Origin of the sequence: Pseudothioglobus sp. nBUS_23, assembly GCF_051201565.1 — a bacterium.
Classification (GTDB): domain Bacteria; phylum Pseudomonadota; class Gammaproteobacteria; order PS1; family Pseudothioglobaceae; genus Pseudothioglobus.
In genome coordinates this window covers 115,095-138,012 of the sequence record NZ_CP179200.1, presented here as the reverse complement: position 1 = coordinate 138,012, position 22,918 = coordinate 115,095, and the positions used below count along the sequence as shown (strand labels likewise).

At 37.4% G+C, this 22,918-nt stretch carries 23 protein-coding genes and 1 pseudogene; 12 read left to right on the top strand and 12 right to left on the bottom strand.

Annotation, left to right across the window (positions count from 1 at the left end):
• Nucleotides 1-7: 7 nt before the first annotated feature.
• The 7 genes from ACMAZA_RS00730 to ACMAZA_RS00700 form a co-directional block, all read right to left on the bottom strand.
• Complete coding sequence (locus ACMAZA_RS00730) at nucleotides 8-853, bottom strand: sugar phosphate isomerase/epimerase family protein (RefSeq protein ID WP_435189151.1); 846 nt, start codon at nucleotides 851-853, stop codon at nucleotides 8-10.
• Nucleotides 854-863: 10 nt separating this feature from the next.
• The gene (locus ACMAZA_RS00725) at nucleotides 864-2,018 is read right to left on the bottom strand and encodes a Gfo/Idh/MocA family protein (protein WP_435189149.1); all 1,155 of its coding nucleotides are present in this window, start codon (nucleotides 2,016-2,018) and stop codon (nucleotides 864-866) included.
• A gap of 15 nt (nucleotides 2,019-2,033) precedes the next feature.
• The gene (locus ACMAZA_RS00720) at nucleotides 2,034-3,113 is read right to left on the bottom strand and encodes an ABC transporter ATP-binding protein (RefSeq protein ID WP_435189147.1); all 1,080 of its coding nucleotides are present in this window, start codon (nucleotides 3,111-3,113) and stop codon (nucleotides 2,034-2,036) included.
• Nucleotides 3,114-3,276: 163 nt separating this feature from the next.
• Complete coding sequence (locus tag ACMAZA_RS00715; protein ID WP_435189145.1) at nucleotides 3,277-4,482, bottom strand: ABC transporter substrate-binding protein; 1,206 nt, start codon at nucleotides 4,480-4,482, stop codon at nucleotides 3,277-3,279.
• A 78-nt stretch (nucleotides 4,483-4,560) separates the two neighbouring features.
• Entirely contained in the window at nucleotides 4,561-5,445 is an 885-nt protein-coding gene (locus tag ACMAZA_RS00710; RefSeq protein ID WP_435189143.1) for a carbohydrate ABC transporter permease, read from the bottom strand.
• Nucleotides 5,442-6,365, bottom strand: a complete 924-nt coding sequence (locus tag ACMAZA_RS00705) for a carbohydrate ABC transporter permease (protein WP_435190512.1) — start codon at nucleotides 6,363-6,365, stop codon at nucleotides 5,442-5,444. Before ACMAZA_RS00705 ends, ACMAZA_RS00710 begins: the two co-directional genes overlap by 4 nt.
• A 10-nt stretch (nucleotides 6,366-6,375) precedes the next feature.
• Nucleotides 6,376-8,367 (bottom strand): beta-N-acetylhexosaminidase, encoded by a 1,992-nt coding sequence (locus tag ACMAZA_RS00700; RefSeq protein WP_435189141.1) that lies wholly within the window; start codon nucleotides 8,365-8,367, stop codon nucleotides 6,376-6,378.
• 346 nt (nucleotides 8,368-8,713) lie between these two features.
• On the opposite strand from ACMAZA_RS00700, the gene ACMAZA_RS00695 reads away from it, so the two are divergent.
• The 4 genes from ACMAZA_RS00695 to ACMAZA_RS00680 are packed head-to-tail and all read left to right on the top strand — an operon-like array spanning nucleotide 8,714 to nucleotide 12,148.
• Nucleotides 8,714-9,466 (top strand): GntR family transcriptional regulator, encoded by a 753-nt coding sequence (locus tag ACMAZA_RS00695; protein ID WP_435189139.1) that lies wholly within the window; start codon nucleotides 8,714-8,716, stop codon nucleotides 9,464-9,466.
• On the top strand, nucleotides 9,463-10,611 hold the full coding sequence (nagA, locus tag ACMAZA_RS00690; RefSeq protein ID WP_435189137.1) for an N-acetylglucosamine-6-phosphate deacetylase: 1,149 nt from the start codon (nucleotides 9,463-9,465) through the stop codon (nucleotides 10,609-10,611). The genes ACMAZA_RS00695 and nagA overlap by 4 nt, the downstream gene beginning before the upstream one ends.
• Nucleotides 10,608-11,387: a glucosamine-6-phosphate deaminase gene (gene nagB / locus ACMAZA_RS00685; protein ID WP_435189135.1), complete on the top strand. Its 780-nt coding sequence runs from the start codon at nucleotides 10,608-10,610 to the stop codon at nucleotides 11,385-11,387. Before nagA ends, nagB begins: the two co-directional genes overlap by 4 nt.
• A gap of 44 nt (nucleotides 11,388-11,431) precedes the next feature.
• On the top strand, nucleotides 11,432-12,148 hold the full coding sequence (locus tag ACMAZA_RS00680; RefSeq protein ID WP_435189133.1) for an MBL fold metallo-hydrolase: 717 nt from the start codon (nucleotides 11,432-11,434) through the stop codon (nucleotides 12,146-12,148).
• On the opposite strand, the gene ACMAZA_RS00675 is transcribed toward ACMAZA_RS00680, so the two are convergent.
• Nucleotides 12,145-12,627 (bottom strand): Lrp/AsnC family transcriptional regulator, encoded by a 483-nt coding sequence (locus ACMAZA_RS00675; RefSeq protein WP_435190511.1) that lies wholly within the window; start codon nucleotides 12,625-12,627, stop codon nucleotides 12,145-12,147. The two genes, ACMAZA_RS00680 and ACMAZA_RS00675, sit on opposite strands and share 4 nt — an antisense overlap.
• Before the next feature lie 160 nt (nucleotides 12,628-12,787).
• Between ACMAZA_RS00675 and ACMAZA_RS00670 the strand changes: the two are divergent.
• The 3 genes and pseudogenes from ACMAZA_RS00670 to ACMAZA_RS00660 all read left to right on the top strand — a co-directional run.
• Nucleotides 12,788-13,951, top strand: a pseudogene (locus ACMAZA_RS00670) (PrnB family protein); the annotation flags it as partial.
• Nucleotides 13,952-14,077: 126 nt separating this feature from the next.
• Nucleotides 14,078-15,088 carry an aminotransferase class V-fold PLP-dependent enzyme gene (locus ACMAZA_RS00665; RefSeq protein WP_435190509.1) on the top strand — a complete coding sequence of 337 codons (1,011 nt, stop codon included), beginning with the start codon at nucleotides 14,078-14,080 and terminating at the stop codon, nucleotides 15,086-15,088.
• 42 nt (nucleotides 15,089-15,130) lie between these two features.
• The gene (locus ACMAZA_RS00660; RefSeq protein WP_435189132.1) at nucleotides 15,131-15,517 is read left to right on the top strand and encodes a DUF2721 domain-containing protein; all 387 of its coding nucleotides are present in this window, start codon (nucleotides 15,131-15,133) and stop codon (nucleotides 15,515-15,517) included.
• On the opposite strand, the gene ACMAZA_RS00655 is transcribed toward ACMAZA_RS00660, so the two are convergent.
• Both ACMAZA_RS00655 and ACMAZA_RS00650 read right to left on the bottom strand, forming a co-directional pair.
• Complete coding sequence (locus ACMAZA_RS00655) at nucleotides 15,514-16,512, bottom strand: arginase family protein (RefSeq protein WP_435189130.1); 999 nt, start codon at nucleotides 16,510-16,512, stop codon at nucleotides 15,514-15,516. The two genes, ACMAZA_RS00660 and ACMAZA_RS00655, sit on opposite strands and share 4 nt — an antisense overlap.
• A gap of 28 nt (nucleotides 16,513-16,540) precedes the next feature.
• Nucleotides 16,541-17,113, bottom strand: a complete 573-nt coding sequence (locus tag ACMAZA_RS00650; RefSeq protein WP_435189128.1) for a hypothetical protein — start codon at nucleotides 17,111-17,113, stop codon at nucleotides 16,541-16,543.
• A gap of 133 nt (nucleotides 17,114-17,246) precedes the next feature.
• Between ACMAZA_RS00650 and ACMAZA_RS00645 the strand changes: the two genes are divergently transcribed.
• Nucleotides 17,247-17,963: an SDR family NAD(P)-dependent oxidoreductase gene (locus ACMAZA_RS00645; protein ID WP_435189127.1), complete on the top strand. Its 717-nt coding sequence runs from the start codon at nucleotides 17,247-17,249 to the stop codon at nucleotides 17,961-17,963.
• A gap of 59 nt (nucleotides 17,964-18,022) precedes the next feature.
• Here ACMAZA_RS00645 and ACMAZA_RS00640 read toward each other — a convergent pair whose 3' ends face one another.
• Complete coding sequence (locus ACMAZA_RS00640; protein ID WP_435189125.1) at nucleotides 18,023-19,030, bottom strand: Ldh family oxidoreductase; 1,008 nt, start codon at nucleotides 19,028-19,030, stop codon at nucleotides 18,023-18,025.
• A gap of 310 nt (nucleotides 19,031-19,340) precedes the next feature.
• Between ACMAZA_RS00640 and ACMAZA_RS00635 the strand changes: the two genes are divergently transcribed.
• Entirely contained in the window at nucleotides 19,341-20,114 is a 774-nt protein-coding gene (locus ACMAZA_RS00635; protein WP_435189124.1) for a carbon-nitrogen hydrolase family protein, read from the top strand.
• Between the two features lie 13 nt (nucleotides 20,115-20,127).
• Here the strand turns inward: ACMAZA_RS00635 and ACMAZA_RS00630 are convergent, their stop codons facing one another.
• Entirely contained in the window at nucleotides 20,128-20,655 is a 528-nt protein-coding gene (locus ACMAZA_RS00630) for a pentapeptide repeat-containing protein (protein WP_435189123.1), read from the bottom strand.
• 52 nt (nucleotides 20,656-20,707) lie between these two features.
• On the opposite strand from ACMAZA_RS00630, the gene ACMAZA_RS00625 reads away from it, so the two are divergent.
• The 3 genes from ACMAZA_RS00625 (at nucleotide 20,708) to ACMAZA_RS00615 (ending at nucleotide 22,916) form a co-directional block, all read left to right on the top strand.
• Nucleotides 20,708-21,073: a cupin domain-containing protein gene (locus ACMAZA_RS00625; protein ID WP_435189121.1), complete on the top strand. Its 366-nt coding sequence runs from the start codon at nucleotides 20,708-20,710 to the stop codon at nucleotides 21,071-21,073.
• A gap of 67 nt (nucleotides 21,074-21,140) precedes the next feature.
• On the top strand, nucleotides 21,141-22,319 hold the full coding sequence (locus ACMAZA_RS00620; protein WP_435189120.1) for an SRPBCC family protein: 1,179 nt from the start codon (nucleotides 21,141-21,143) through the stop codon (nucleotides 22,317-22,319).
• A gap of 54 nt (nucleotides 22,320-22,373) precedes the next feature.
• Nucleotides 22,374-22,916: a dimethylsulfonioproprionate lyase family protein gene (locus tag ACMAZA_RS00615; protein WP_435189118.1), complete on the top strand. Its 543-nt coding sequence runs from the start codon at nucleotides 22,374-22,376 to the stop codon at nucleotides 22,914-22,916.
• Nucleotides 22,917-22,918: the final 2 nt, after the last annotated feature.

The window sequence follows — 22,918 nt, the reverse complement described above, 5'->3', positions numbered from 1 at the left end:
AAAAAGTCTATTTGAAATTAAATAATTGATCCATTGCTGCTGAGGTACGAGAGAGAATAGTCTCGTCCCATGGAAGCATTTCAGCAATAATAGTGCTCTTGTACTGGATAGCATTTAAAGCCGCTATTGTCTCTTTCCACGGAACATCGCCCGCACCAATATCACAAAAACTGAAGCTACCTATCCAGTCAAAATTCTCCTGAAAATCTTTAATCTGAACTCTTTTAATTCTTGAGTTGAGAAGCTCTACCCAGTGCGGTGGATATTGCTGATAGCCAATTAAATTTCCTATATCTAGATAGACACCTAACCTGTCCGAATCAAATGAATCTACAAAATCTCTGAGCTCAATGGGTGAGTAGAAAAAACCATTCCATACATTTTCCATACACAAATCAACATTTAAATCCTCTGCTATTGGCAACATTTGATTAATAGCCTCTCTAAGTCGATCCAGGGCTTTGTCATATCGAACTATATCCGTTGAAATTGGACTTTTGACAACTCCTGGAACGAAAAGCAGAGCTTTGCAGTCAAGGAAGCTTGCAACTTTTAATGCATCCTGATGAAGTTTAATTGATTTTTCTCTTATCGACCTGTCATTACTTGTTGGACTCACTCCCCAACTCATTCCAGTAGCAATGCTATCAACAAAAATTCCAGAGTCATCAATTTTTTTTCGAATTATTTCGCATTCAGCTTTTGAGGTGTTTGTATTGATAACCCCTTCACTTGAGACAGAAAGTTCAAGTGCATCAAAACCATTTTTTTTAGTTTGAGATAAAGCCGACTCTATAGATTCATTGTTTGAAAGACCATTCTCAAAAGAGAGATAACTTATACCTTTAATCAAAACCTACTCCTTAATATAATGAATCGAGCTCTACCCAGGTTTTAGTCATGTCGACAATCTGACCAGTCTTCATACTCTCATCAATTGCCATAGCGACAAGACCTGCTGCTATTGCTTCTTTTGGGCCTACTGGCAAAGAGGTTGATTCTCCTCTTAAAAAACTAACAATGTCTTCACTCATTAACTTGTCTGCACCATAGTGAGCTGGATAGTTGCCAGTCTCAGAGGAAACTGGAACACTAAAATCATGGTCCTCAAGACACTCACCAGTACGAGCATCTGTAACTTTAAGACCGCCTCTACCAAAATCTCCTTCAGCCATGCCTCTAGACCCAATAACGCAGAAACGCCTCTGCTCATCAGGAACATTGATACTTGTATGGAAAGTAAACGTTACATTATTTGGGTATTCAATTAATGCATTTTGGTGATCTATTATGTCAGCATCGCTCGTGAAAGGATTGTCAACGTTTTCCCAATAGGACAGCTTTTTTTGATAGACATCATCATGCTCACTTCCCTCAGGCTCTTCTGAAGGTATAAAATTATCTCTTCCTCCAAAACTAACAACTCTCTTTGGCCTATCTCCAACAATTCCATTGTATAAGTCGATGTCATGACAGCACTTTTCAAGCATAAAGCCACCTGAATATTTTTCAAGCCGTCGCCAATCTCTCATAAAAAATGAGCCATGATAAGGCGCTATGTGCTCATTAGCTTCAAGTGAAGTTATCTTGCCTAGCATGCCATTATCTATAACTCTTCTCATTTCACGCATATGAACTGAGTATCTTAAAACAAGCCCAACAATTAATTGATTTTCGCCAAATTTTTTAATTAATTTAGCAAGAGCAAAACTGTCTTCTTTAGTTGTTACTATTGGCTTTTCTGAAAAGACCTTCAGGCCTGCTTCAAGCCCTAAACGAATATGTTCTAAATGAAGGTGATTTGGAGAAGCTACCCACAGAAGATCAAGATTAGGCCCTTTAATCATTTGATCAAGAGACTGGTATTGGGTTAAGGAATTGGAATGCTCTTCAATAATTGATAAGCCACATGGATCAGGATCTACATAACCAACTAGTTCCATTTCTGGCATATCTTCCATAATCATTTTAAGAACATTTCCAGCCCTTAAGCCAAGTCCAACGATACCTGTCCTCATGATTAATCTCCTATTCTAAATTCTTTTAAGTGCTTGACCTGCTAGATTGAAAGCATGGCATTTATTTGAATCTATCGTAAGATGAATCTCATCACCCGGCTTAATAACTGAATCACTAGGCAGCACTGCACAAAAATTACTATTATCTAAGACAGAACCATATAAGATAACAGTTGCTCCAACATGCTCTACAACATCAACATTCATTGGAACACCTCCTTTATTAGACACTACAGTATCTTCAGGTCGAATCCCAATTTCTATACTATCACCGTCTTTGGTGTCTCCAGCCTCTAAAGGTATATTCACAGTAGAATCGCCAAGAGTTGCTGTCAATTTACCCTTGTTAATTTTTGTATCACTTGCTTGTAAAAAATTCATATTAGGGTGGCCAATAAAGCCAGCGACAAATTTTGTTTTAGGGTTGTGGTATAAATCCATTGGGGAGCCAACTTGTTCAATCACACCATCATGCAAAACTACAATCTTATCTGCCATCGTCATCGCTTCAATCTGATCATGCGTGACATAAATCATTGTTGAATTTAAATTTTGATGAAGTTTAGCGAGTTCGACCCTCATATCACCTCGAAGAGCTGCATCTAAATTCGATAACGGCTCGTCAAAAAGGAACACTTTTGGGTCCCTAACAATAGAACGACCAATCGCCACCCTTTGACGCTGCCCACCTGAAAGTTGACCAGGTTTAAAATCTAAACGATCTCTTAATTGCAAAATATCGGCAGCTTTAAAAACCTTTTCCTCTAATTCTTTTTCATTAACTTTTGCAACTCTTAGAGGAAAAGCAATATTTTCAAAAACTGAAAGATGGGGATAAAGTGCATAAGATTGAAATACCATAGAAATGCCTCTCTCGACTGGAGGTGCATTCGAAACATCATTGCCGTCTATAAGTACACTGCCAACGGTTGCCTCTTCTAGGCCGGAAATAATTCTCAGTAAAGTTGTTTTTCCACAGCCTGATGGTCCAACAAAAACAACAAACTCTTTATCATTAATCTCAAGATTAATATCAAACAAAACTTCAGTTTCACCAAAGCTCTTACTAATATTTTCGAGTTTTACAGACGCCATATTGCTTTCCTAACTTAAGCGTATTTCATACGCATTTTTAAAATAATTAAATACTTTTGACAAAGCCTGCCCTAAAAGAACGCTCAATAAATTAAACGTACTTTTAATGCTCACCTCATTAAATTCAGGGGCAATTTTCATTACCCCTGATTAGTTTCTAGACTTACAGACCCTCTGCTAGAGTTTCAGCAGCCTCTGCCACTAGATCAGCAGCAGATCCCTCGCCCAAGATTATGCCTTGGATGGCGCTGTTGATACCTGCCTGAAGTGCTTTAAAGTCCTCAAACATTGGCTCTGGTCCACCACTACCAATTGGATCAACAAAAACTTTCCAATAGTCAGTTGTGTAGTAGACATCATCCATCATTTTCTCATACTGCATGATTGGAGTTAAACCCCAGCTCATGTCAAGATCGTACTGAGCCTCACCTGATGAAAGCATTGAAGCCAATTCCATTGCAAGATCTTCATTTGCAGAACCTTTAAAAACCGCAATTGAGTCAGTGATTAATAATGTTCCACTTTCACCACTTGGTCCAGCGGGAATTGGAACTACGATTTCAGCAATGTTATCATTATGCTGTCCAGCGCCCCATGGTCCATTGATATACATTCCAATTTGACCATCGTTATATAACTGAGTCAATTGAGAACGCTCATATCCAGATGGTCCTTCCTGAGCAACACCAGCCAATTTGCCAACAAACTCAAGTGTTTCGACAGTTTCTGGACTGTTAAAAGTAATTTCTCCAGTATCTGCATTACTTACAGAACCGCCATTACTATAAAGATAGTTCAAGAATTGGTGCATTGTATTGTCAAAGTCTTTAGCAGCTAAGCCAACACCTGCAGCTGAAGTATTGTCATTAATTGCTTTAGCCATGTTATACATACCTGCCCAAGTCTTTGGAGCTACACATGCCATACCTGCCTCTTCAACTAAACCACAGTTGATGAACAAAGCTTTTGTAGAAAAAGCGTGTGGGAATCCCCAAGTTTTTCCACCATCAGTAACTGTATTGAGAATACCTGGCTGATACATGCCTTGCTGTTCGTCGGAAATATCAACTGGAATAATCAATCCACTACGTGCCAATTGCTTTAGGGTACGTGAGCCCATGTAAGCAAGACCTACAGGATCACCAGCAGCAGCTAATGTCATAGATTTATCCTGACAAGTTCCCCATGGAACTGCTTCTGCATTGACTGTAACACCCGAGTGCTTGGATTCAAAAGCAGAAATTACTGCTTGATCAGCTTCACGAATTTCACCACCGCACATAATCATGTGAACTTCCTCAGCCTGAACTGGAGCAATTAAACCCGCTCCAATTACTGCCAAGAAAAGTGCTTTAGTTATATTTTTCATTTACTTCTCCTTTTATTTTTACAACAAATTACTAGAATAAAATAGATCTAGTAATACTAAATGTGAGTATTTTAATTCTCACTCCTTTACTGCGCCTGATGTTAATCCTGCTATCAAATGTTTCTGCATAAACAGGAAAATTAACAACACGGGCAGAATTCCTACAAGACTTGCGGCCATCATTTCGTTCCACAATACGTCTTGGTATCCAATAAATTCAAATATGCCGGCTGGAAGTGGCATATAGTCTCTATCTTGATTAAATGTAATCGCAAATAAGAATTGTTGTGCATATGCTCCAATAAACATAGCAACACCGACCACAATTAATCCTGGGACCGCTAAAGGCAATATTACACGGCGCAAGGTATAAAGTCTAGATGCTCCATCTACAAAAGCAGCTTCCTCCAGCTCATAAGGAATTTTTTCCAAAAATGACTTGAGCAGCCAAATTCCAGTTGGTATAAGAAATGCTACCCCTGGAATAATCATTGCCCAATAGGTGTTTAATAAACCATAAACCCTTAATAGTTTGTATAGAGGTATTAGAAGCACAGCGCCTGAAAACATATTCACTGCAAGAAATAGAGTAAGACTTGTCGTTTTTCCACGAAAGTCAAATCTCGCATAGGCATATGCAGCAGGAACAATAAAACACATAGAAAAAAATGTCACAGCAGTTGATAAAAATACACTATTGAAAATGTACCGTGGTAACTGAGGAACAGTAACCCACATATCTCTATATGCTTGAAAGCTCATTTTGTCAGAATAGAAACGACTCATAAAATCCATAAAGGTCATAGTTTCACCAACAGGAACATCAGGCCTACTAAACAAATGGGTCAAAGGCCTCAATGAAGCAATAAACATCTCTACAAATGGCAGAAGCATAAATAGAATGAACAAAGCAAGAGAAGAATAAATCCCTATTTTTTGTAGGAATGTATATTTATCCATCATTTTTGAACTCCAGAATAACCATACCTTTTGTTAAGCTTATCAAGTACCGTCAAATAAATTAGAGAGAATACTCCGAGTATTAAAACAACTAACACCGCTCTTGTTGCGCCTGCGCCAAACTTGTAACTAAAGATTGCAGTCTTAAAAGTATCAATAATTAATGTAGTAGTTCCTCCACGTGGGCCACCTTCAGTTAATATCCAAATAATTTCAAAAGAATTAAAGGTCCATATTGCAGAGAGAAGAGCCATTGAGACTATTGTTGGCATAATTTGAGGCAAAGTTATTCTTCTAAAGCGATACCAACGAGAAGCACCATCAACGTATGCGGCTTCATAAAGATCTCTTGGGACACCTTGAATTGCAGCCAAAAAGAACAGGGTTACCATTGGGGTTCCAATCCATACATCAGTAACAACCGCAGAGTAAAAAGCACTTTGTTTATATGCCAAGAAACTGAAAGGTCCATCAGTAATGCCGACCATTTCTATAAAGTTTGAGATGAGTCCAAAATGGCCATTATATAGCCACAACCACCCAAAACAACCTATTGCTATTGGTACTATCCATGGCGGCATAACCAGAGCACGAAAAACACCTCTAGCTCTTATGTTACTTGCAAGTAAAGATGCTCCAATTAACCCCAAAACTATCTTCAAGCCAACTGATAAAAACATCCAGTAAAAAGTTCTTGTTACAATTGATGGAAACTTTCGACCACCTATTGCCTTTTCATAGTTTTCCCATCCAATATATTCCGCCCCACCCATGAGTGTACCTAGATTAGAATTTGTAAATGAGAGTCTAAAAGTTTCATAAAGAGGCCAAACGACTATCCAAAACATGACCAGAGCTGCAGGCGCAATAAGCGCCCATGCAAAAAGCGTGGTGGTTTGAGATTTAGTTTTAGGTTTAAGCATTTGTATCAAATTACTCATTGACCAATGCCTCCTTATTCATTGCTGGATCGGACATCATATCAAAATTCTCTGGCTTATAAAAGTCCCATTCGATTTTTTTAAATAGGTTTCTGTAACTACTCAATACTAAATCATTTAATTCGCCGCCACTCCTTCTATTACTTTGGCTCGACCAAGCACTTTCTGATAGACCTAAAATTCTTGGACACAGCATAGACTCCATTTCATAGTCTTGAAGAATAGTTTCACACCATAGATGGCCCTGAATACCCTCAACATTTGCTTCAAGCTCAGGCTCATCCTTTGGAATAATTGACCAATCTAAAGTTTTTTCAAATGGAATAACTGCTGCCCAGTTTGCTCCTCGATCCGCATAGTTTCTACTTTGAGCCATATCAAAATAAATAAACTCAGCTGGACACAGTACAACTTTAAATCCTTGCCGTGCAAGGCTAATACCAGACTCTAAATTCTGCCAAGAAAATAATAACTTATCTATCTTCACATCCTGATGCTTTCCATCCTCAGCCTCTTGCCAAGCGGCAGTTTTTTTATTGTTTAGTTCTACTCTCTTTGAAAGTTTATTAATAAACCATGAGGCTACATCTTTGCTAGTATTGAGATTATGCTTAGACTTAAGAGAATCAATGGCAGGAGATTTACTCCATGCATCAGGCGCAATCTCGTCAGCTCCTAAGTGAATATATTCACCTGGAAATACTTTACATAGATCATCAATTACCTTTTCCAATATTAAAAAAGTATCTGGCATAGCTGGGTTTACTGTGTTTTCAGTATATCCCTGGACTGAGACTTCATAACTTTTATCCTCTGGATCTCGCATACTTGGATAAAGTTTGACGAGTGACATATTATGTCCTGGCAGGTCAAACTCAGGCATTACTTCAATGTAGTTTTCTGAAGCCCTATCAATAATTCTTTTAATCTGAACTAAGTCATAACAGCCTCCAGATGGAAATGGTCCAGATCCGAACACAGGAGGTACTAATTGACCATCACCTCTTGTTGAGGTTGAAGTCGCGATTTCATAATCATCATCTAATTTAAATCGAAATGCCTCATCATCTGCTCCATGCCAATGAAACTTATTGAGTTTAAATAAGCTCATTAAATCTAGAAGTTTTAAAATACTGTCGGCAGAAAAGTAGTGTCTTACTGTATCTAAGTGTTGTCCTCTCCAACTAAAGCGAGGCTTATCAATTATTGCTCCGCAGGGCACTAATTGATGATAGGTTTGAGCTAGTTGCATTAGAGAGATCAGGCCATAATAAATCCCAGTTTCATCTCCCGCAATAATCTCAATGACATCACTGGTGATTATAATTTCATAGGAAGACTCATCCATTGACACAAGGTGTTTAATCTTAACTGAGGTTGAGGCATTGCTGATTTCATTATTTATTTTTTCAGGAAACAAATTAAGATTTATGCGTTTTCCTAGCTGACATGCAGATTCATAGGCACTATGAATTATTGAGTTATCGTCAAAGAAAACATTGACAGGTGGACATAGGTTGCACACTCCTGCACTCGCAGTCCATGAATAAGGGTGTGGCACCAATCGTAGTGATTCATAATTTAATTTATCTCCCGAAATATGGGGGATTGGTGCCACGGAGGAGATTCTTTCTAAGTCTAAATCTATAACATTTAAGTTTAATATTTCTTCATTTTCTGTTTTTAAAAAACATCCTTGAGGAGACCATCTATAATTCATCGGCTTGTGTCTTGTTTCTTCATAAGCAAACTTAAAGCTCCATTCATCGCCAGGTTTTAAAACAAACCCAGCATTCGGTTTTAACTCAGCATATCCGCCAGAGCTAAAATGTAAAACGCAGTTATCTATGATCTTCACAGGTGCGAGCACGCTAAAGCAAAACATAAAGCCTTCAATTGATTCATTCGAATTATTAATCAGCTTAGAGCAAAAATAATTCTCGGAATTGATTGATGTTTTAATTACAAAATCTGTTGTACTCATCTTCAGTTCTCGCTATCTTAAAAAAGGCTATTTCTCACTAATTATGAGTACATAGCTCATTTCAAATTGGTAATATAATGGTATTATATAACAGGAATTTAATAAAAAACAAATTAAATGCTCAAAAAAAATTGTTTTTTAGTTTCTATCACAATAAAGCCAAGTAGATAAGCCTTATATATTGAATTTTTAATCTTGTTTTAAATATATTGATCTAATATTTTCTCAATTATATTTTGTTATAAAGATTGACTGCTTGTAAATAGTCAGTTTATAATAATACCAATTAAATACCAATTTTTAATAATTTATCATATTATTTTAAATTTAGTAAACTAAAGAGATTATGGCTACTAATGACAATTTGATTAATTTTTTAAAGCCATCGAGTGATAGCTCTGAATCCTTATATAAACAATTATCTCGATCACTCAATAATGCCATCCAGGAGGGTCTCCTGAGTCCTGGAGATGCACTTATTCCAGAGAGAGACCTGGCCACTAGTTTAAAAATGTCTAGAATTACTGTTCGTAAAGCTATTGATCAGCTTGTTGAAATTGGCCTGCTTGTCAAAAGACAAGGAGCAGGAACTGTTGTCTCTGAAAATGTTGATCTTGTGCTTCATAAAAACCTTTCATCTTTAAACAGTTTTACGGCGGATATGAAAAAAAGAGGGCTTGAGTCATACTCAAGAGTGGTTCTTAGGGAAGAGGGAAAGGCCTCACCAAAAGAAGCCTTAATTTTGAATTTAAATGAAGGTGATTTGGTTCACAGACTAAATCGAGTTCGCTACCTGGTTAATGAACCACTACTCTATGAAATAGCAGTCATTCCTGCCTCTATTATTTCAATCACATCAGCATTGGATAATTCTCTTTATGAATTATTAGAATCTAAAAATATGAATCCTGTAACAGCAAAGCAAAATATTCATGCCATCATAGCCGATGATAATCTTGCAGATAAACTTGAAGTGACCCCAGGCAGTGCTGTTTTGTTTGTTGAGAGGCGCGGCAAGGATGCTAATGGACGAGTAGTTGAATATACTCAGTCTTACTATCGAGGCGATCGTTATGATTATGTGGTAGAACTGGGATGAAAAAAGCACTGACAGGGGCTCAACTTTTTTCTGGCAAAGAATTGGCTGACAATAAAGCACTTTTATTTGAAAATGAAGAAATTATTGAGATAGTTGATGAATCTCAGATTCCACAGGATTTTGAGACTCAAAATTTAAATGGTGGCATTCTCTCTCCTGGCTTTATCGACCTTCAGGTCAATGGTGGAGGCGGTAAGCTATTTAATAACTCGCCAGATAAAGACAGCCTAAATACAATAATAAGTGCGCATCAACATTTTGGCACAACTAGCATTATGCCTACCGTGATTAGTGACTCACTCAATGTACTTCAAGAATGCACAGACACCATTTCAAAAGAGATTCATAACAATCAATCTCTGTTGGGCGTTCATATAGAAGGTCCATTTTTTAATGTTAAATATCGTGGGGTTCACCAAAAGCAATACATCAATACTATTAATGCCACCTATATGAGTCTATTTGAAACATTGAATGAGTTCCCTGTGATGTTGACACTAGCGCCTGAATGCATTTCTATTAAACAACTTAAGAGCCTAAAGTCATTAGGATTTAAAATCTTAGCTGGCCATACAGATGCAAACTATGATCAACTTGAAGAGTCTATTAAGTATGGGTTAGATGGCTTTACACATTTATTTAATGCAATGGGTCAAATTTCTGCTCGAGAGCCTGGAGTTGTTGGCTCTGCATTAGATTTTGATGAAGTCTGGGCTAGTATTATTGTTGACTTACATCATGTACACCCATCCTTAATTAATTTATCATTTAAACAAAAGCCTGAAGGTAAACTGTTTTTTGTCTCTGATTCGATGGCTACCATTAACCATGGTGAGCCCTCTTTTGAGCTTTATGATGAAGTAGTCAGTGAATCCAAAGGACGAATTATTAACTCTGAAGGCAAGCTAGCGGGATCCTCTATAACGCAAATTGATGCGATAAAAAATGCTTACGAGAAATGTAACATTCCGCTCGAGAGTGCAATCTCAATGGCAACGCTTTACCCAGCTGAGTATATAGGCGTATCTGACCGCCTAGGGCAACTCAAAAAAGGCTACAGAGCCGACCTTGTGCATTTTAGCTCAGATTTCAAAATCCAAAATGTCTGGTTAGCGGGCAACCCAATAGAGCGCATACAACCATGAGAGTAGTCATCCTTCCAACAGAGGTTGAGGCCAGTAATTTTGCAGGTCAATTTATTACAGATTATATAAATAATAACAAAAATCCTATTGTTGGATTAGCAACAGGTGGCTCAGTTCTTTTGACTTATGAAGCATTGATAAATCATTATAAAAATGGAATGCTTAGTTTTAAAAATACTATTACTTTTAACTTAGATGAATACATTGGCTTACCTCCAAATCATATTCAGAGCTATCGAAATTATATGAACCAAAAGCTATTTGATCATATTGATATTGATCCAAATAATGTCTATATTCCTGAGTGTTTTGATGAAAACTTTGACTCAGCTAGCTCAAACTATGAAGCTAATATAGCTAAACATGGAGGCATTGGTCTTCAGCTCTTAGGGGTTGGATCGAATGGGCACATTGGTTTCAATGAACCTACTTCGAGCTTACAGTCTAGAACAAGAGTTAAAACATTGACAAAAAATACACTCTCAAAAAATGCTCGTTTTTTTAAGCCTCATGAAAACCAGCCATCACTGGCACTAACAATGGGAATTGGAACCATCATGGAAGCTAAAAATATTCTGCTGATTGGCCTGGGTAAACATAAAAGCAAGGCGGTTGCAGATGTCGTAGAAGGTCCACTCTCTGCATTTTGTCCTGGCAGTGCTCTTCAAAATCATCTTAATGCTACTATAGTCTTAGACAAACTTGCGGCCTCAGACCTCAAGCTCTATGACTACTATTTACAAACTGAAAAAATGAAGACTAAATACAACTGCTAAAAATTGAGTTATAATTTTAGTATGAATGAACAAAGTCTTGAGATATGAGCCTAATCTTTAAACAACTCTTTGAAAGAGAAAGTTGCACTTATACTTATTTGATTGCTGACAGTGAAACTAAAGAAGCGGCTATAGTTGATGCAGTAGATATCATGATTGATAGAGATACAGCTCTACTTAAAGAGCTTGATCTAGACCTGAAATTCATTATTGAAACTCACATACATGCAGATCATATTACGAGTGCCTGCCCCCTTAAAAAATATTATCCAAAAGCAAGAATTGTCATTGGAATGGAGAATGTTGATGCTGAGGCCTGTTCAGATATTATGGTTAGTGAAGGACATATCTTAAATATTGGACAATATCAAATCACAACAATTGAGACGCCTGGACACACCGTAGGGTGCATGTCATACCTTGTTGAAAATAAACTATTAACAGGGGATACGCTCTTTATTAGGAGTACCGGAAGGTGTGATTTTCAGGGTGGCTCTGCTGAATCTCTCTATGAGTCTATTCAAAAACTATTTAAACTTCCCGATACTACTGAAGTCTATCCTGCTCATGATTACAATGGGCTTTCAGTGAGTACAATTGGAGAGGAGAAAAAATTCAATTCAATGATAAGAGAATCTTTTGATCAAGAGACTTTTATAGAGAATGTTAATAGTCTAGATTTAGGCTTGCCAAAGAAAATTAAAGTTGCAGTTCCTGCGAATCAGAGCTGTGGGCTTATATCAGCAAACGCCTCAGTCTAGAAAAAACTAGATTTTTTTTCAGTATTATCTATCGGCAGTTCATATCTGGCAAAAGTCTGCTTAAGTACAACAGTAGATTCAATGCTTGAGACACATCTTAAATTTCCGATTGATTGTTTAATAAAACTTTCATAACTTAGCAGATCTCTAGAGATAATTTTTAAAAGGTAATCATGGGATCCAGAAATGACTGAGCACTCCTGAATCTCAATTAATTTCTTAACAGCACTCTCGAACATGTCAGCATTAGCATTAGAATTCTCGGTGAGTCGTACAAAAACATAGACAATAGCATTAAAGCCAATACTGTCGGCAGAGATGTTTGCAGAATACCCACTAATCACACCTGATTCTTCCATTTTTTTGACACGCCTTAAACAGGGCGTATCAGACATATTGAGTTTTGTAGCTAATTCTGAAATTGGCATTCTTCCATTTTGTTGAAGTAATGTCAAGATACGTAGATCTTTCGAGTCCATAGTAATATTCATTATTATTATTTGTATTATTAGCTATATTCTATATTAATTATTATTATTTTAGTGATTGTATTCAATATAATTTTAATTATAAGTTGATTTTAGTTAAATAAATTTAAAGAAGAATGATAAGATTTGCTTTTTTAAATAATCTTTGCTCATGACGCCAAATTCAATTGCTTTTGATCATTGGATAAGAAATAGTTTTGTTGAAATGAATACAGAACTTGAATTTCTTTATAAAAAACAGCCTGAACGAATCAATGTTCATTTGGTTGGGGATGAGCTAAAGAAATCAATCGAAAATGAGGGCAGGGAATATATAAAAAAACTGCTCTATGAAGGAAATACGGACGAGGGATTTGATAGCGCTTTTGATTTATTGGGGAATGTTGGTCTCTATATGGCCTCTTGTCGAAGACATGAAATTACCGATCCCTCTAGAGATTCATCTTCGCCTCTTAAAGAAGCATCTGGACTAGCGATGAATATTGGCGCCTCAATTGGTGTCACTCCTCGATTTGCAACAGCCCACCTATCCACACACAATAAAGCGATTAATGGTGTCTATAAAAGTTTTACAACTCTTCCTGCTGAAAAATTCTTTCTTGATTACAACACTAAAGCCATACTCGCATACAAGAGAGCTGGTGACGCCCTTCTAAAACTCCACTCTCTAGGAATATCACATCCTATGAGTGAAGAGCTATTTGAGGTGACAAAAGAGTCACTTGAAGAAGTTATAAAATCAAATCAAATTCTTTTTGACAGACTTGATGTTGATGATTTTTTTTATTGCGTAAGGCCATACTATAAGCCTTATCATGTAGGATTCCAAGTCTACCGTGGAGCAAATGCTGGCGATTTTGCTGGAATTAATGTCATCGACATACTTTTAGGACTTTGCCTCGCAAAGGAACCAGCCTATTCTCAAATGCTTGTTGATAAGTTTATGTATATGATGCCGGAAGATCAGGCCATTCTCAGAGACTGCATGAGACGATCAAGTTTTATGGATGAGTTTTTAAACACGAAAAATGTAAATCAATCATGGTATAAAAAAAATTTAACGCTGTTTTTAGAGTTATGTGAACTACATGGTGATGCTGCAAAACAACACCACAATCAACTTGTTAAAAAATACATTGCTGCTCCGTCAGGTGCTTTAAAAGAGTCTCAGCTAGATAATATTACGGCAAGTGGACCGCCACTAGAAATTTTAATTAATTCACTGGAGAAACTCAGAGATAGAAGAGCTGCAGCAGACCGAAAAGATATACCTTCGAGGCACCATGATATTAAAATTCTCAAAAAGAAACTTAAAGACAAAGAGTCTTCGTTAAATACGTTAAAAAATGATTTCATATTAACAGAAGCCAACTATCTTTTAAGTCATTCAGTTGGAAGGCCACTCAAAGAAACCGAAAAGTTTTTTAATAATCAGTTTTTTATGACATGGTCCAACTCTCTGAGTGAACCCTGGAATGATTGGCTTCAGTCAATAGAAGACTTTACCTCAGAACTCTCCAAACTCTTTAATGCTAAATCAACGGAATTCTGCCCTCAAGTCAATTTATCCTCTGGACTTAGTAAAATAATATTATCTCTTCCAGACACGCAAAAGAGCACTAGAACTGTTCTAATGAGTGAGATAGATTTTCCAGGAATGGGCTTCACGTTAAAAAAATCACTCCCTGAGGGCTCTGAAGTTCGATTTATACCTTCCAATGAGGATGTCACAGATCTTGAAGTTTGGAAAAAATACCTGACCAATGATATTGATATAGTCTTCGTTAGTCACGCTTACTCAAATACGGGCCAGATCTCACCTATTTCAGATGTGATTAATCATTCAAAATCAAAAAATATAATCTCCATACTTGATATTGCTCAATCTGCAGGAATTGTTCCAATTGATTTAAACATCCTTAAGCCAGACTTTATGATTGGCTCATGCGTCAAATGGCTCTGTGGTGGTCCCGGTGCAGCTTTTTTGTGGGTTAATTCTAATCGCTTGCCTTTTTGTAATCCTCGAGATGTGGGCTGGTTTAGCCATGAAAATCCTTTTGAGTTTGATATTCATGATTTTCGCTATACAGATACTGCATTAAGATTTTGGGGTGGAACTCCATCAGTTGCTCCTTATATTACCGCTACGAATAGTATCAAATACTTTAATCAATTAGGAATCATTAAAGTTAGAGAGCACAACCAAAAACTCATTAAGGTTGTTGAAGAATCTTTCGATGATGAATTTGTATCTCCAAGAAATGAAGCAAAGCGAGGCGGCACAATGATTCTTAATTTTAAAAACTACCAAGAGAAAATTTTAAAAAGTCTTAGTGATCATAAAATTAGTGTTGACCTTCGAAGTCAAGGAATTAGGCTATCGCCACACATTTATTCGGATGAGGATGATATGCATCAGCTTATTGATGTCATTAAATCAACTAAGTTTTAAATAGTCTTAATAGGTGCCTAATAGTTATTAAAATAATCATCTATGGATATTACAACTCCCGCACTTCTCTTCCCTGCAATCTCTCTTTTGTTTGTGGCCTATACAAATCGGCTTCACTCGCTTAGCGTCTTAATTCGTGCAATGACAACAGAAGGAAGCGATGAATCTAAAACCAAGCATGCAGATGAACAACTGAATATTCTAGAAAAGCGCGTGATCTATATAAGAAGAATGCAAGTATTCGGTGTTATGAGTTTTATCTTTAACTTAATGACAATTATTTTGGTTTATCTCAAATACTATTTATTTGCCAATTACGTATTTGGCTTTGGACTTCTTATGTTATCTGGCTCGCTCTTTTTTGCACTCCTAGAAACTTTGATATCTACGAAGGCTTTGGACATTCATCTGGAAAATTATAGGTCTTAAGACTTATTACCCATATTGTCAGCAATCAAACAGACCATCTCAAACATGATAGAGTTTGCAACATGTGCTGTAATCTGATTAGGTGAGTCAACTGTTGGCATCAGACAGACAACGTCACCACCAATAATATTTTTACCTCTTAAACCTTGAAGCATTTTAAGAACATCTGGCATCTTGAAACCCTCAATTGCCGGCTCTAGATTAGAGACTCCAGGTGCTACGGTCACGTCTAAACAGTCTAAGTCAAATGTAATGTAGATTGGCGCATCACCAACACGCTCTTGAATCATTTCTATACATTTTTCAACACCGTATTCATCGTACTGATCCTTGGTAATAATTTCGTATCCGAGCTCATAACTTGAATCAAGCCAGTCAAGCGTTCTGGTATTGCCCCTAATGCCAACCTGTATGCTTTTTGACGCATCAACAAATCCATCTCTGACCAAATAGCTCGCCCAATGGGCCGCTGATTTAACAGCACCTAGGAAATGATCGAGCTGATGAAATGCATCAGTATGAGCATCAAAATGAACTAGTACTGCTTTTTCACCATTTGTGAGTTTGGACTTGGGGCCTGCAATGGCCTGCAGAATTCCTCCAGTAATTGAATGGTCACCGCCAATTGAAATAGGCCTAACACCCGACTTTGCAATGACATCATAAAACTCAGTAATGCGCTCAATACATTGCTCATTATTGTTAGCTTCGGGAAGGGGAACATCACCAAAATCTCTAATTTCACACATCTCCCAGGGAGAGATTCCAAACTTTAAGTGTCCTCTTCTGCCCTGAGCTGAAATATTTCTAACTGCCCTAGGTCCCAAATGCTGATCGCGCTGTGTTGTCCCATTCCCGGTGCTATGTGGAACGCCAACAAGTGCAATATCACAGCCATCAGTCTCAGGCTGATGAGGACATCGAAACAAAGTAGGAACGCCCCACCAATAGAGGCCATTCATCATTGCGGAGTTGTCTCTTGTTTTCTTATCCATTATAAATCTTAGTATTAGTCATCAAATTCTACTCAAATTTTTCACTGACTTTTAAAAGAATAGCTTCTTTGTAAGGCACCTCTAATTCCTGTGATGCCCATGCGACAAAACCTAAATCAACCTGTTGCCCCCATGTTTTGATAGGGTTTTTGAATGAAGTAACAGTGGTTTCAGTTGGGGCTGAAAGAAATAACTCCATCTCAGCAGCATCAGATTCCTCAGTACTGTCCTCAGTAGCCACATACTCACTAATATTAATAAATTTTGCGACATCAGTCATCCAGTAAATGCACCCTCTATATTCCTCAGCAAGATTTACGCCTTGAATGTATTCTTGAGTGAGCTTTGTTATAGCATCTGTCTGAGCTTCAGTAATTTGACCATTGGTCATTTCCAAATCCTCATTATCATCAATCATATGATAAGCATAGACTCTATTCATTAATGCCTCACCCGCAGTTAGGCCTGCCATTTCAGGTCTTATGAGCTCAATATAAATAAGAGCTGAGCATCTAATTGCTCTATCAGCAACCTCTTTTTCTGCATATATAGGCGAAACCAATCCAACTAAAAGCAATAATATAGGGACTATTTTTTTCATAGATTTAGGAAGGAGTATGAATAAATAAACGTTAAAGTATAAACAAAATAAACACTTAAATCACATCTAAATTACATCTTCATTAAGAGGTCATAAGTAAAATGAAAATTATTTTTTAAAAATAGTAGTATATATGTCAGATAAATATCTTATTTTTGGTGCAACTGGATCTATAGGCTCTAGTCTTGCTCAACAACTTAAAGATTCAAATCAAGAAGCACACCTTATTTCTAGAAATGAAGATGAGCTCAAAGCCCTTTCTGAAAAACTTGGATTTAGCTTCACTGTTGCGGATGTTTTAGAGGATGGTTTTATTGACCAAATTAAATCTGATGTCTCTGATAATATTATTAAGGGACTTGCATACTGTATTGGTTCAATTGACCTTAAACCATTAAAAAGAGTTACTGAATCTGATATGAATAAATGTATGAAACTTAATCTTTATTCTGCAATCGAGGCGATTCAAGGCTTTCAAGATAATCTAAAAAATAATCATGGATCAATCGTACTATTCTCCTCTGTCGCAGCACAAAAAGGCTTCACAAATCATACGATAATTGCTTCAGCAAAAGCTGCTATTGAGGGCTTAACGGTTACCCTTGCTGCGGAGTTTGCCCCAACTATTCGCGTCAACTGCATAGCCCCAAGTCTGACTGATTCAAAAATTTCTCAGTCAATGCTTAAAAGTGAAGTGGTTGCTGAGGCACTTGCTAAGGCGCACCCTCTAAAGAGGCTGGGCGAAGGAAAAGACTCAGCAGCGCTTGCGAAGTTTCTTCTGAGTGACGAGAGTGCTTGGGTGACAGGGCAAATAATTGGGGTTGATGGCGGAAGATCAGCCCTAAGCTAACTCAGCCGCCATAAAAGACAAGAACTAGCTAGTCTGTGATAACCAAAGGAAAGGCTAATTTAGGTTAAATCACTTATCTTCTCAAAGAGTTCTTTTGAAATGGTTATGCTTTGCGAACTAACGCGCAGTTTTCTTTTTTCTAATCTCTTATTGCCAGGCAACCTAGTTGAAGGCTGCTCAAGAATAGAATCAACAATGGTTTCAGTTCTTTCTGAGAATCGCTCGCCCGAAAAGAAGCTAGGATCAATTGCAATAATAAGCTGACCAACGCCTGGTGAATCACCTTCGGCGTTAAGAAAAGAGCTAGCCTCAAAACCAAAGTTAGATCCAGTTAATCCTGCAGCTAATATTTCAACCATTAAAGCTAGTGCACTTCCTTTTGCATCTCCTATTGGGAGCATCGCTCCAGCTAAAGCCTTCTTTGGATCTGTCGTTGGTTTGCCATCACTATCAATCGCCCAGCCCTCAGGAATTTTTTCATTTTGCTGATTTGCAACCATGACTTTTCCCCGAGCCACCTTGCTCAGGCTCATATCAATAACGAGCGGCGCCTCATGTTCACGTGGCGTAGAAAAGGCAATAGGATTAGTTCCAAATAAAGCTTTTGTCCCGCCCCATGGCGGAATAGCCTTAGGCGTATTTCCAAACATTAGGCCAATGAGTCCGTTCTCAGCTAAGATCTCAACATGTCTTCCTGCTTGGCCAAAATGATGAGAGCGAGAAATACTTGCCGCTGCAATACCAAATTTTTTACAGGTTGAAGTAATCTCTTTAAGAGCCAAGGATATCGCAGGGTAAGCAAAACCATTATTAGCATCGATCCTTATTACACTTCCATTAGAGCTGAGAATTGAAGGCGCTTCATTTCCATTCACTTTGCCCGATGTCAGTTGCTCGACATAAGAGGGTATTCTTGATAAGCCATGACCAGACTGTCCATCAAACTCAGCGCTGATAAGTGCATCAGCCACCTCTTTTGCATTATCTTCAGATGTCTTATTATTGACTAGGGCATTAAATGCCAAATCCCAAGCTTCTTTTTCAGAAATTTGAACTGTTTTAACCATCGATAGTTCCTATAAATTTAGAAGGTAAATTATAGTTATGTTGAGTCTTATAAAGTATATTTATTTGATATGTTAAAGTTCTCATTAAAAACAAGAGTCAATCTTTATTTGAGTTTTGGATGGCTTTTATTTTCATTTTTTATAGCAACGACCTATTCAAAGCTCAACAATCAAATCATCCTCGGATGGTTTGATTTCTTAAATGTGTACTGGCATATCTTTTATATTGTTGGCGCCCCAGTATGGTTATACTGGATTGTATTTAGACCTTACAAATGGATCAAAAAAATTCGTAGTGGTAGGAATAAAAATGAAACTTAATATCGGTATTTTCCAATATGAAATGCAGGATGAAAATCCCTTCGAAAAAATTAATAGACTAGAGAGTCATTTAAATAGGAATGATAAATTAGACCTAGTTGTCTGTCCTGAACTCTTTATTTCAGGATATGGAAGCCTTGATAATATTAACAAATTTAGTGAGAATCATGACGGCAAATACGCTAAAAAAATAAGCACTCTTGCCAAGAAATCTTCTACAGCGATTATCTATGGATACCCTGAAATATCTAATAATCAACTATATAACTCTGCTCAGCTTTTTGATAGCGAAGGTCTATCGCTAGCCAATCATCGAAAAAAACTTCTGCCGCTAACAGCAGATGAGTCGAAAATATTTACTCCTGGTAAAGATAGCTCAATCTTTTCAATAAAGGGAATCAAATCAGCCATCGTTATTTGTTATGAACTAGAGTTTCCTGAACTAATTAGAGATTTGGCTCTTGAGGGTGTTGAATTAATTATAGCCCCAACTGGACAGTCGTCACATTGGCCAGCAGCTGCTCTTCATAATTGCAGAACGAGGGCGTTTGAGAACGGAATATTTGTGGCTTATGCCAACTCAACTGGACAATTAAATGGCATCAACTTTATTGGCGAAAGCAAAATTATTGGCCCCAATGGTATAGATATTGCAAACGCAAATATCGGCGAAAAACTAATCTTTGCGAAGATTGATACTGATCAAATCAACTTAGTACGAGAAAAGCTTCCTTACCTAAACGACTCAAAATCGCTTCAATAAGTTAATTTAGCTTTTACTGGCAGGATGAATTGTCAATACCCCAAGGCATTAATGTGTTGCATAGAAAAGCGCCATCTAAAATTGCATCGCTCAACTCTGCACCTCTCAAATTAGCATTAGTCAAATTAGCTTGGGTAAAATTAACACCGTTTAAACTCGAAAGGCTTAAATCTGCCTCAATGAGATTTGCACCAGCTAGGTTGGCGCCATCTAAGTTTACTGCAAAAAGATTAGAGCCGAAAAGATTTGCATTTTTGAGGTTTGAACCATTTAATTTTGCGCCAAAAAGACTAGAGCCCTCTAGATTTGCATTATAGAGATTTGCATTTGAAAGGTCTGCCGATATAAAGTCGGCACCTGAAAGAAATGCATTATTTAGATCTGCCCCAATAAAATTTGTGTTTCTTAAAAGACACCCCTGGCAACTGTTTAATGAGTTTAATTTAATAATATTCTCATCTATATTCTGCCAATCATTGTTGCCATCTGCATAAGTTAATCCACAAAAAGAAAGAATGATTAATGCTAATATTTTTTTCATTTTGTCCCTAATATGTTAAAGTTAACTTGCATAATAATATAAAGGAGAGAAAATGGCAAACTTAGTGAAGAAATCATTCGACAAGCCTGATGATCTTGTTGCGCCGGATAAAACTCGAGCAGAAATTCTTGAGTTTGGAACGATCAAGGCTGTCAAAGTAACTGCGCAACCTGGTTGGACATGGTCTGAATGCATCAAACCACATGTTGGTGGTGAGAGCTGTCAAGCTGGTCATTTAGGTACATGTGTTCAAGGCAGTATGAGAGTGACTCATGATGATGGAACAGAAATGACTATTAAAGCTGGTGATGTTTACTCTATTTCACCGGGTCATGATGGAGAAGTCATCAGTGATGAAGCATTTATTGGTTATGAATTTAATAATCAAGGCAAGTCATTTGCAGTTTGGGATAGCTAAAGCTTTATCAAAGTAAACTAATTTTCTGTCTTATTGACAGAGTTTTCTTTCATGATACAATTTTTTCATGAAGATAGAGCCTGTTCTAAATACTTACACTAATAAGTCTCTTAATGAGTCTCTTAGTAGCCTTCAAGAATGCTCATCTCAACCTTTTGAAGAATCATCTCCAATCCCTCCTAGTAATAATCACTCGATTCATTTCTATAATCATGAGCAGGATAGAATCTTCAATCAGGAGTGGATTTGCATTGGTCGTTGTGATGAGATTCCATTAACTGGTGACTTCCTGACCCATGAGATTGCTGGGACTCCTGTGCTTATTGTTCGTCAAGATTCTGGTGAAATCATGAGTTTTGTTAACGCCTGTGCCCATAGGTTTACATGTCTGTCAAAAGAAAAATCAGGTCACGCGTTTGCATTCTCATGTCCAAATCATGCATGGACTTATGGAATAGATGGTCAATTAAAACATGCCCCATTCATGGATATGAAATCAAACTTTATTATGAGTGATCATAATTTAGAAAGACTTCATACTGAAATCTGGGAGGGTTTTATTTACGTATCTCTGTCAAAGAAGCCAAAAAAAGGTATAGCCAAGTCGCTAGATGCACTCAAGAAAAATATTGTTGGTCGATACGAGATGGCTAGCTATAAAACAGTAATTAGGGAGAGCATGTGCTGGAATGCAAACTGGAAAAATCTAGTTGAAAACTTTACTGAAAGTTATCATGTTCCTATTGCCCATCCTAAAACTTTTGCGGGCCATGAAAAACAAATCAAAGATTATGAGTGCGGTGAAGATAGTGATCATTACTGCTACCACTTTGCGCCTCAAGAATTAGAAGAGGGATCAGGTGCAGCTCATCCACTCAACACAAACCTCAAAGGTAAGTGGCGTCGAACCATGGTTGACTTCTGTGTCTTTCCAAATCATCTCGTTACCCTGATGCCAGATTATCTTTGGTGGGTCTCAGTAATGCCTAATGGTGTTGGTAGCTTTAAGGCAACCTGGGGGGTGGCAGTCCCTCAAGAAATACTTAATGATATTGCTGAGGAAGATTATGAGAGATGGGTTAAGGAAAAAATAGATTACATGAATACAGCAAATGAAGAAGACAGAGTACTTGTTGAAAGGCTCTTTCAAGGAAGTCAATCTGTAAGAGTGCCTCAAGGGACTTACCATCCTATTGAAAAAAATCTGTGGCAGTTCACGAAGTATCTTTCAAAAATAACGGCCTAGTTTGTAATGGAGCCATTAAAGCAGCTATATTTGTCTCTATCAGAAATATTTAATTTGGAAGACCGTAAAGGCGGCAAGCAAGCAGCAGATGCACTTATTGATGCTAGTCATCAAATAAAAGAGCCTAAAACATTTACAAACCCATTTTTAGATGAAGTTGAATCTAGTCTCAACATACAAGGTCACTTTTTAAACAGTCTGGTTTTAAAAGCATCTCCGAATATTAAGTGGACTAGTTCTGATTTAAGGGAAGGGAGAATACCGGATGATTTGGCAAATCAGATGCCGATGGCTGAACTAGTGGGACCTGATGGTATTTTTTTCAATGACACTGTTCGTGTCGGTCTGTGGCTTCAGAATAAAAACATTGTCTATGGACCGAGACAGCATGCAGCCGAGGAAACATTTTTCATTTTTAATGGAGAAGCTTCGTGGACAACTGAATCGAATGAGTCAAAAGTTCAAGGGCCAAATACCTACATTTATCACCCCTCTAGCGTTCTTCATACTTCAATAACCACTAACTCATTCGTCTTTACCGCATGGCGATGGTCTGGCGACATAGGCTTCGAAAAATACTCACTTCACACTAGATAAAA

What these genes read in the sequence shown, in the direction of transcription:
- ACMAZA_RS00725 (WP_435189149.1), bottom strand. Translation starts at nt 2,018, where the DNA reads ATGAGGACAGGTATCGTTGGACTTGGCTTAAGGGCTGGAAATGTTCTT.
- ACMAZA_RS00695 (WP_435189139.1), top strand. Translation starts at nt 8,714, where the DNA reads ATGGCTACTAATGACAATTTGATTAATTTTTTAAAGCCATCGAGTGAT.
- ACMAZA_RS00675 (WP_435190511.1), bottom strand. Translation starts at nt 12,627, where the DNA reads ATGGACTCGAAAGATCTACGTATCTTGACATTACTTCAACAAAATGGA.
- ACMAZA_RS00625 (WP_435189121.1), top strand. Translation starts at nt 20,708, where the DNA reads ATGGCAAACTTAGTGAAGAAATCATTCGACAAGCCTGATGATCTTGTT.
- ACMAZA_RS00635 (WP_435189124.1), top strand. Translation starts at nt 19,341, where the DNA reads ATGAAACTTAATATCGGTATTTTCCAATATGAAATGCAGGATGAAAAT.
- ACMAZA_RS00700 (WP_435189141.1), bottom strand. Translation starts at nt 8,367, where the DNA reads ATGAGTACAACAGATTTTGTAATTAAAACATCAATCAATTCCGAGAAT.
- ACMAZA_RS00630 (WP_435189123.1), bottom strand. Translation starts at nt 20,655, where the DNA reads ATGAAAAAAATATTAGCATTAATCATTCTTTCTTTTTGTGGATTAACT.
- ACMAZA_RS00665 (WP_435190509.1), top strand. Translation starts at nt 14,078, where the DNA reads ATGACATGGTCCAACTCTCTGAGTGAACCCTGGAATGATTGGCTTCAG.
- ACMAZA_RS00710 (WP_435189143.1), bottom strand. Translation starts at nt 5,445, where the DNA reads ATGATGGATAAATATACATTCCTACAAAAAATAGGGATTTATTCTTCT.
- ACMAZA_RS00645 (WP_435189127.1), top strand. Translation starts at nt 17,247, where the DNA reads ATGTCAGATAAATATCTTATTTTTGGTGCAACTGGATCTATAGGCTCT.
- ACMAZA_RS00680 (WP_435189133.1), top strand. Translation starts at nt 11,432, where the DNA reads ATGAGCCTAATCTTTAAACAACTCTTTGAAAGAGAAAGTTGCACTTAT.
- nagA (WP_435189137.1), top strand. Translation starts at nt 9,463, where the DNA reads ATGAAAAAAGCACTGACAGGGGCTCAACTTTTTTCTGGCAAAGAATTG.
- ACMAZA_RS00650 (WP_435189128.1), bottom strand. Translation starts at nt 17,113, where the DNA reads ATGAAAAAAATAGTCCCTATATTATTGCTTTTAGTTGGATTGGTTTCG.
- ACMAZA_RS00620 (WP_435189120.1), top strand. Translation starts at nt 21,141, where the DNA reads ATGAAGATAGAGCCTGTTCTAAATACTTACACTAATAAGTCTCTTAAT.
- ACMAZA_RS00660 (WP_435189132.1), top strand. Translation starts at nt 15,131, where the DNA reads ATGGATATTACAACTCCCGCACTTCTCTTCCCTGCAATCTCTCTTTTG.
- ACMAZA_RS00715 (WP_435189145.1), bottom strand. Translation starts at nt 4,482, where the DNA reads ATGAAAAATATAACTAAAGCACTTTTCTTGGCAGTAATTGGAGCGGGT.
- ACMAZA_RS00720 (WP_435189147.1), bottom strand. Translation starts at nt 3,113, where the DNA reads ATGGCGTCTGTAAAACTCGAAAATATTAGTAAGAGCTTTGGTGAAACT.
- nagB (WP_435189135.1), top strand. Translation starts at nt 10,608, where the DNA reads ATGAGAGTAGTCATCCTTCCAACAGAGGTTGAGGCCAGTAATTTTGCA.
- ACMAZA_RS00705 (WP_435190512.1), bottom strand. Translation starts at nt 6,365, where the DNA reads ATGCTTAAACCTAAAACTAAATCTCAAACCACCACGCTTTTTGCATGG.
- ACMAZA_RS00640 (WP_435189125.1), bottom strand. Translation starts at nt 19,030, where the DNA reads ATGGTTAAAACAGTTCAAATTTCTGAAAAAGAAGCTTGGGATTTGGCA.
- ACMAZA_RS00655 (WP_435189130.1), bottom strand. Translation starts at nt 16,512, where the DNA reads ATGGATAAGAAAACAAGAGACAACTCCGCAATGATGAATGGCCTCTAT.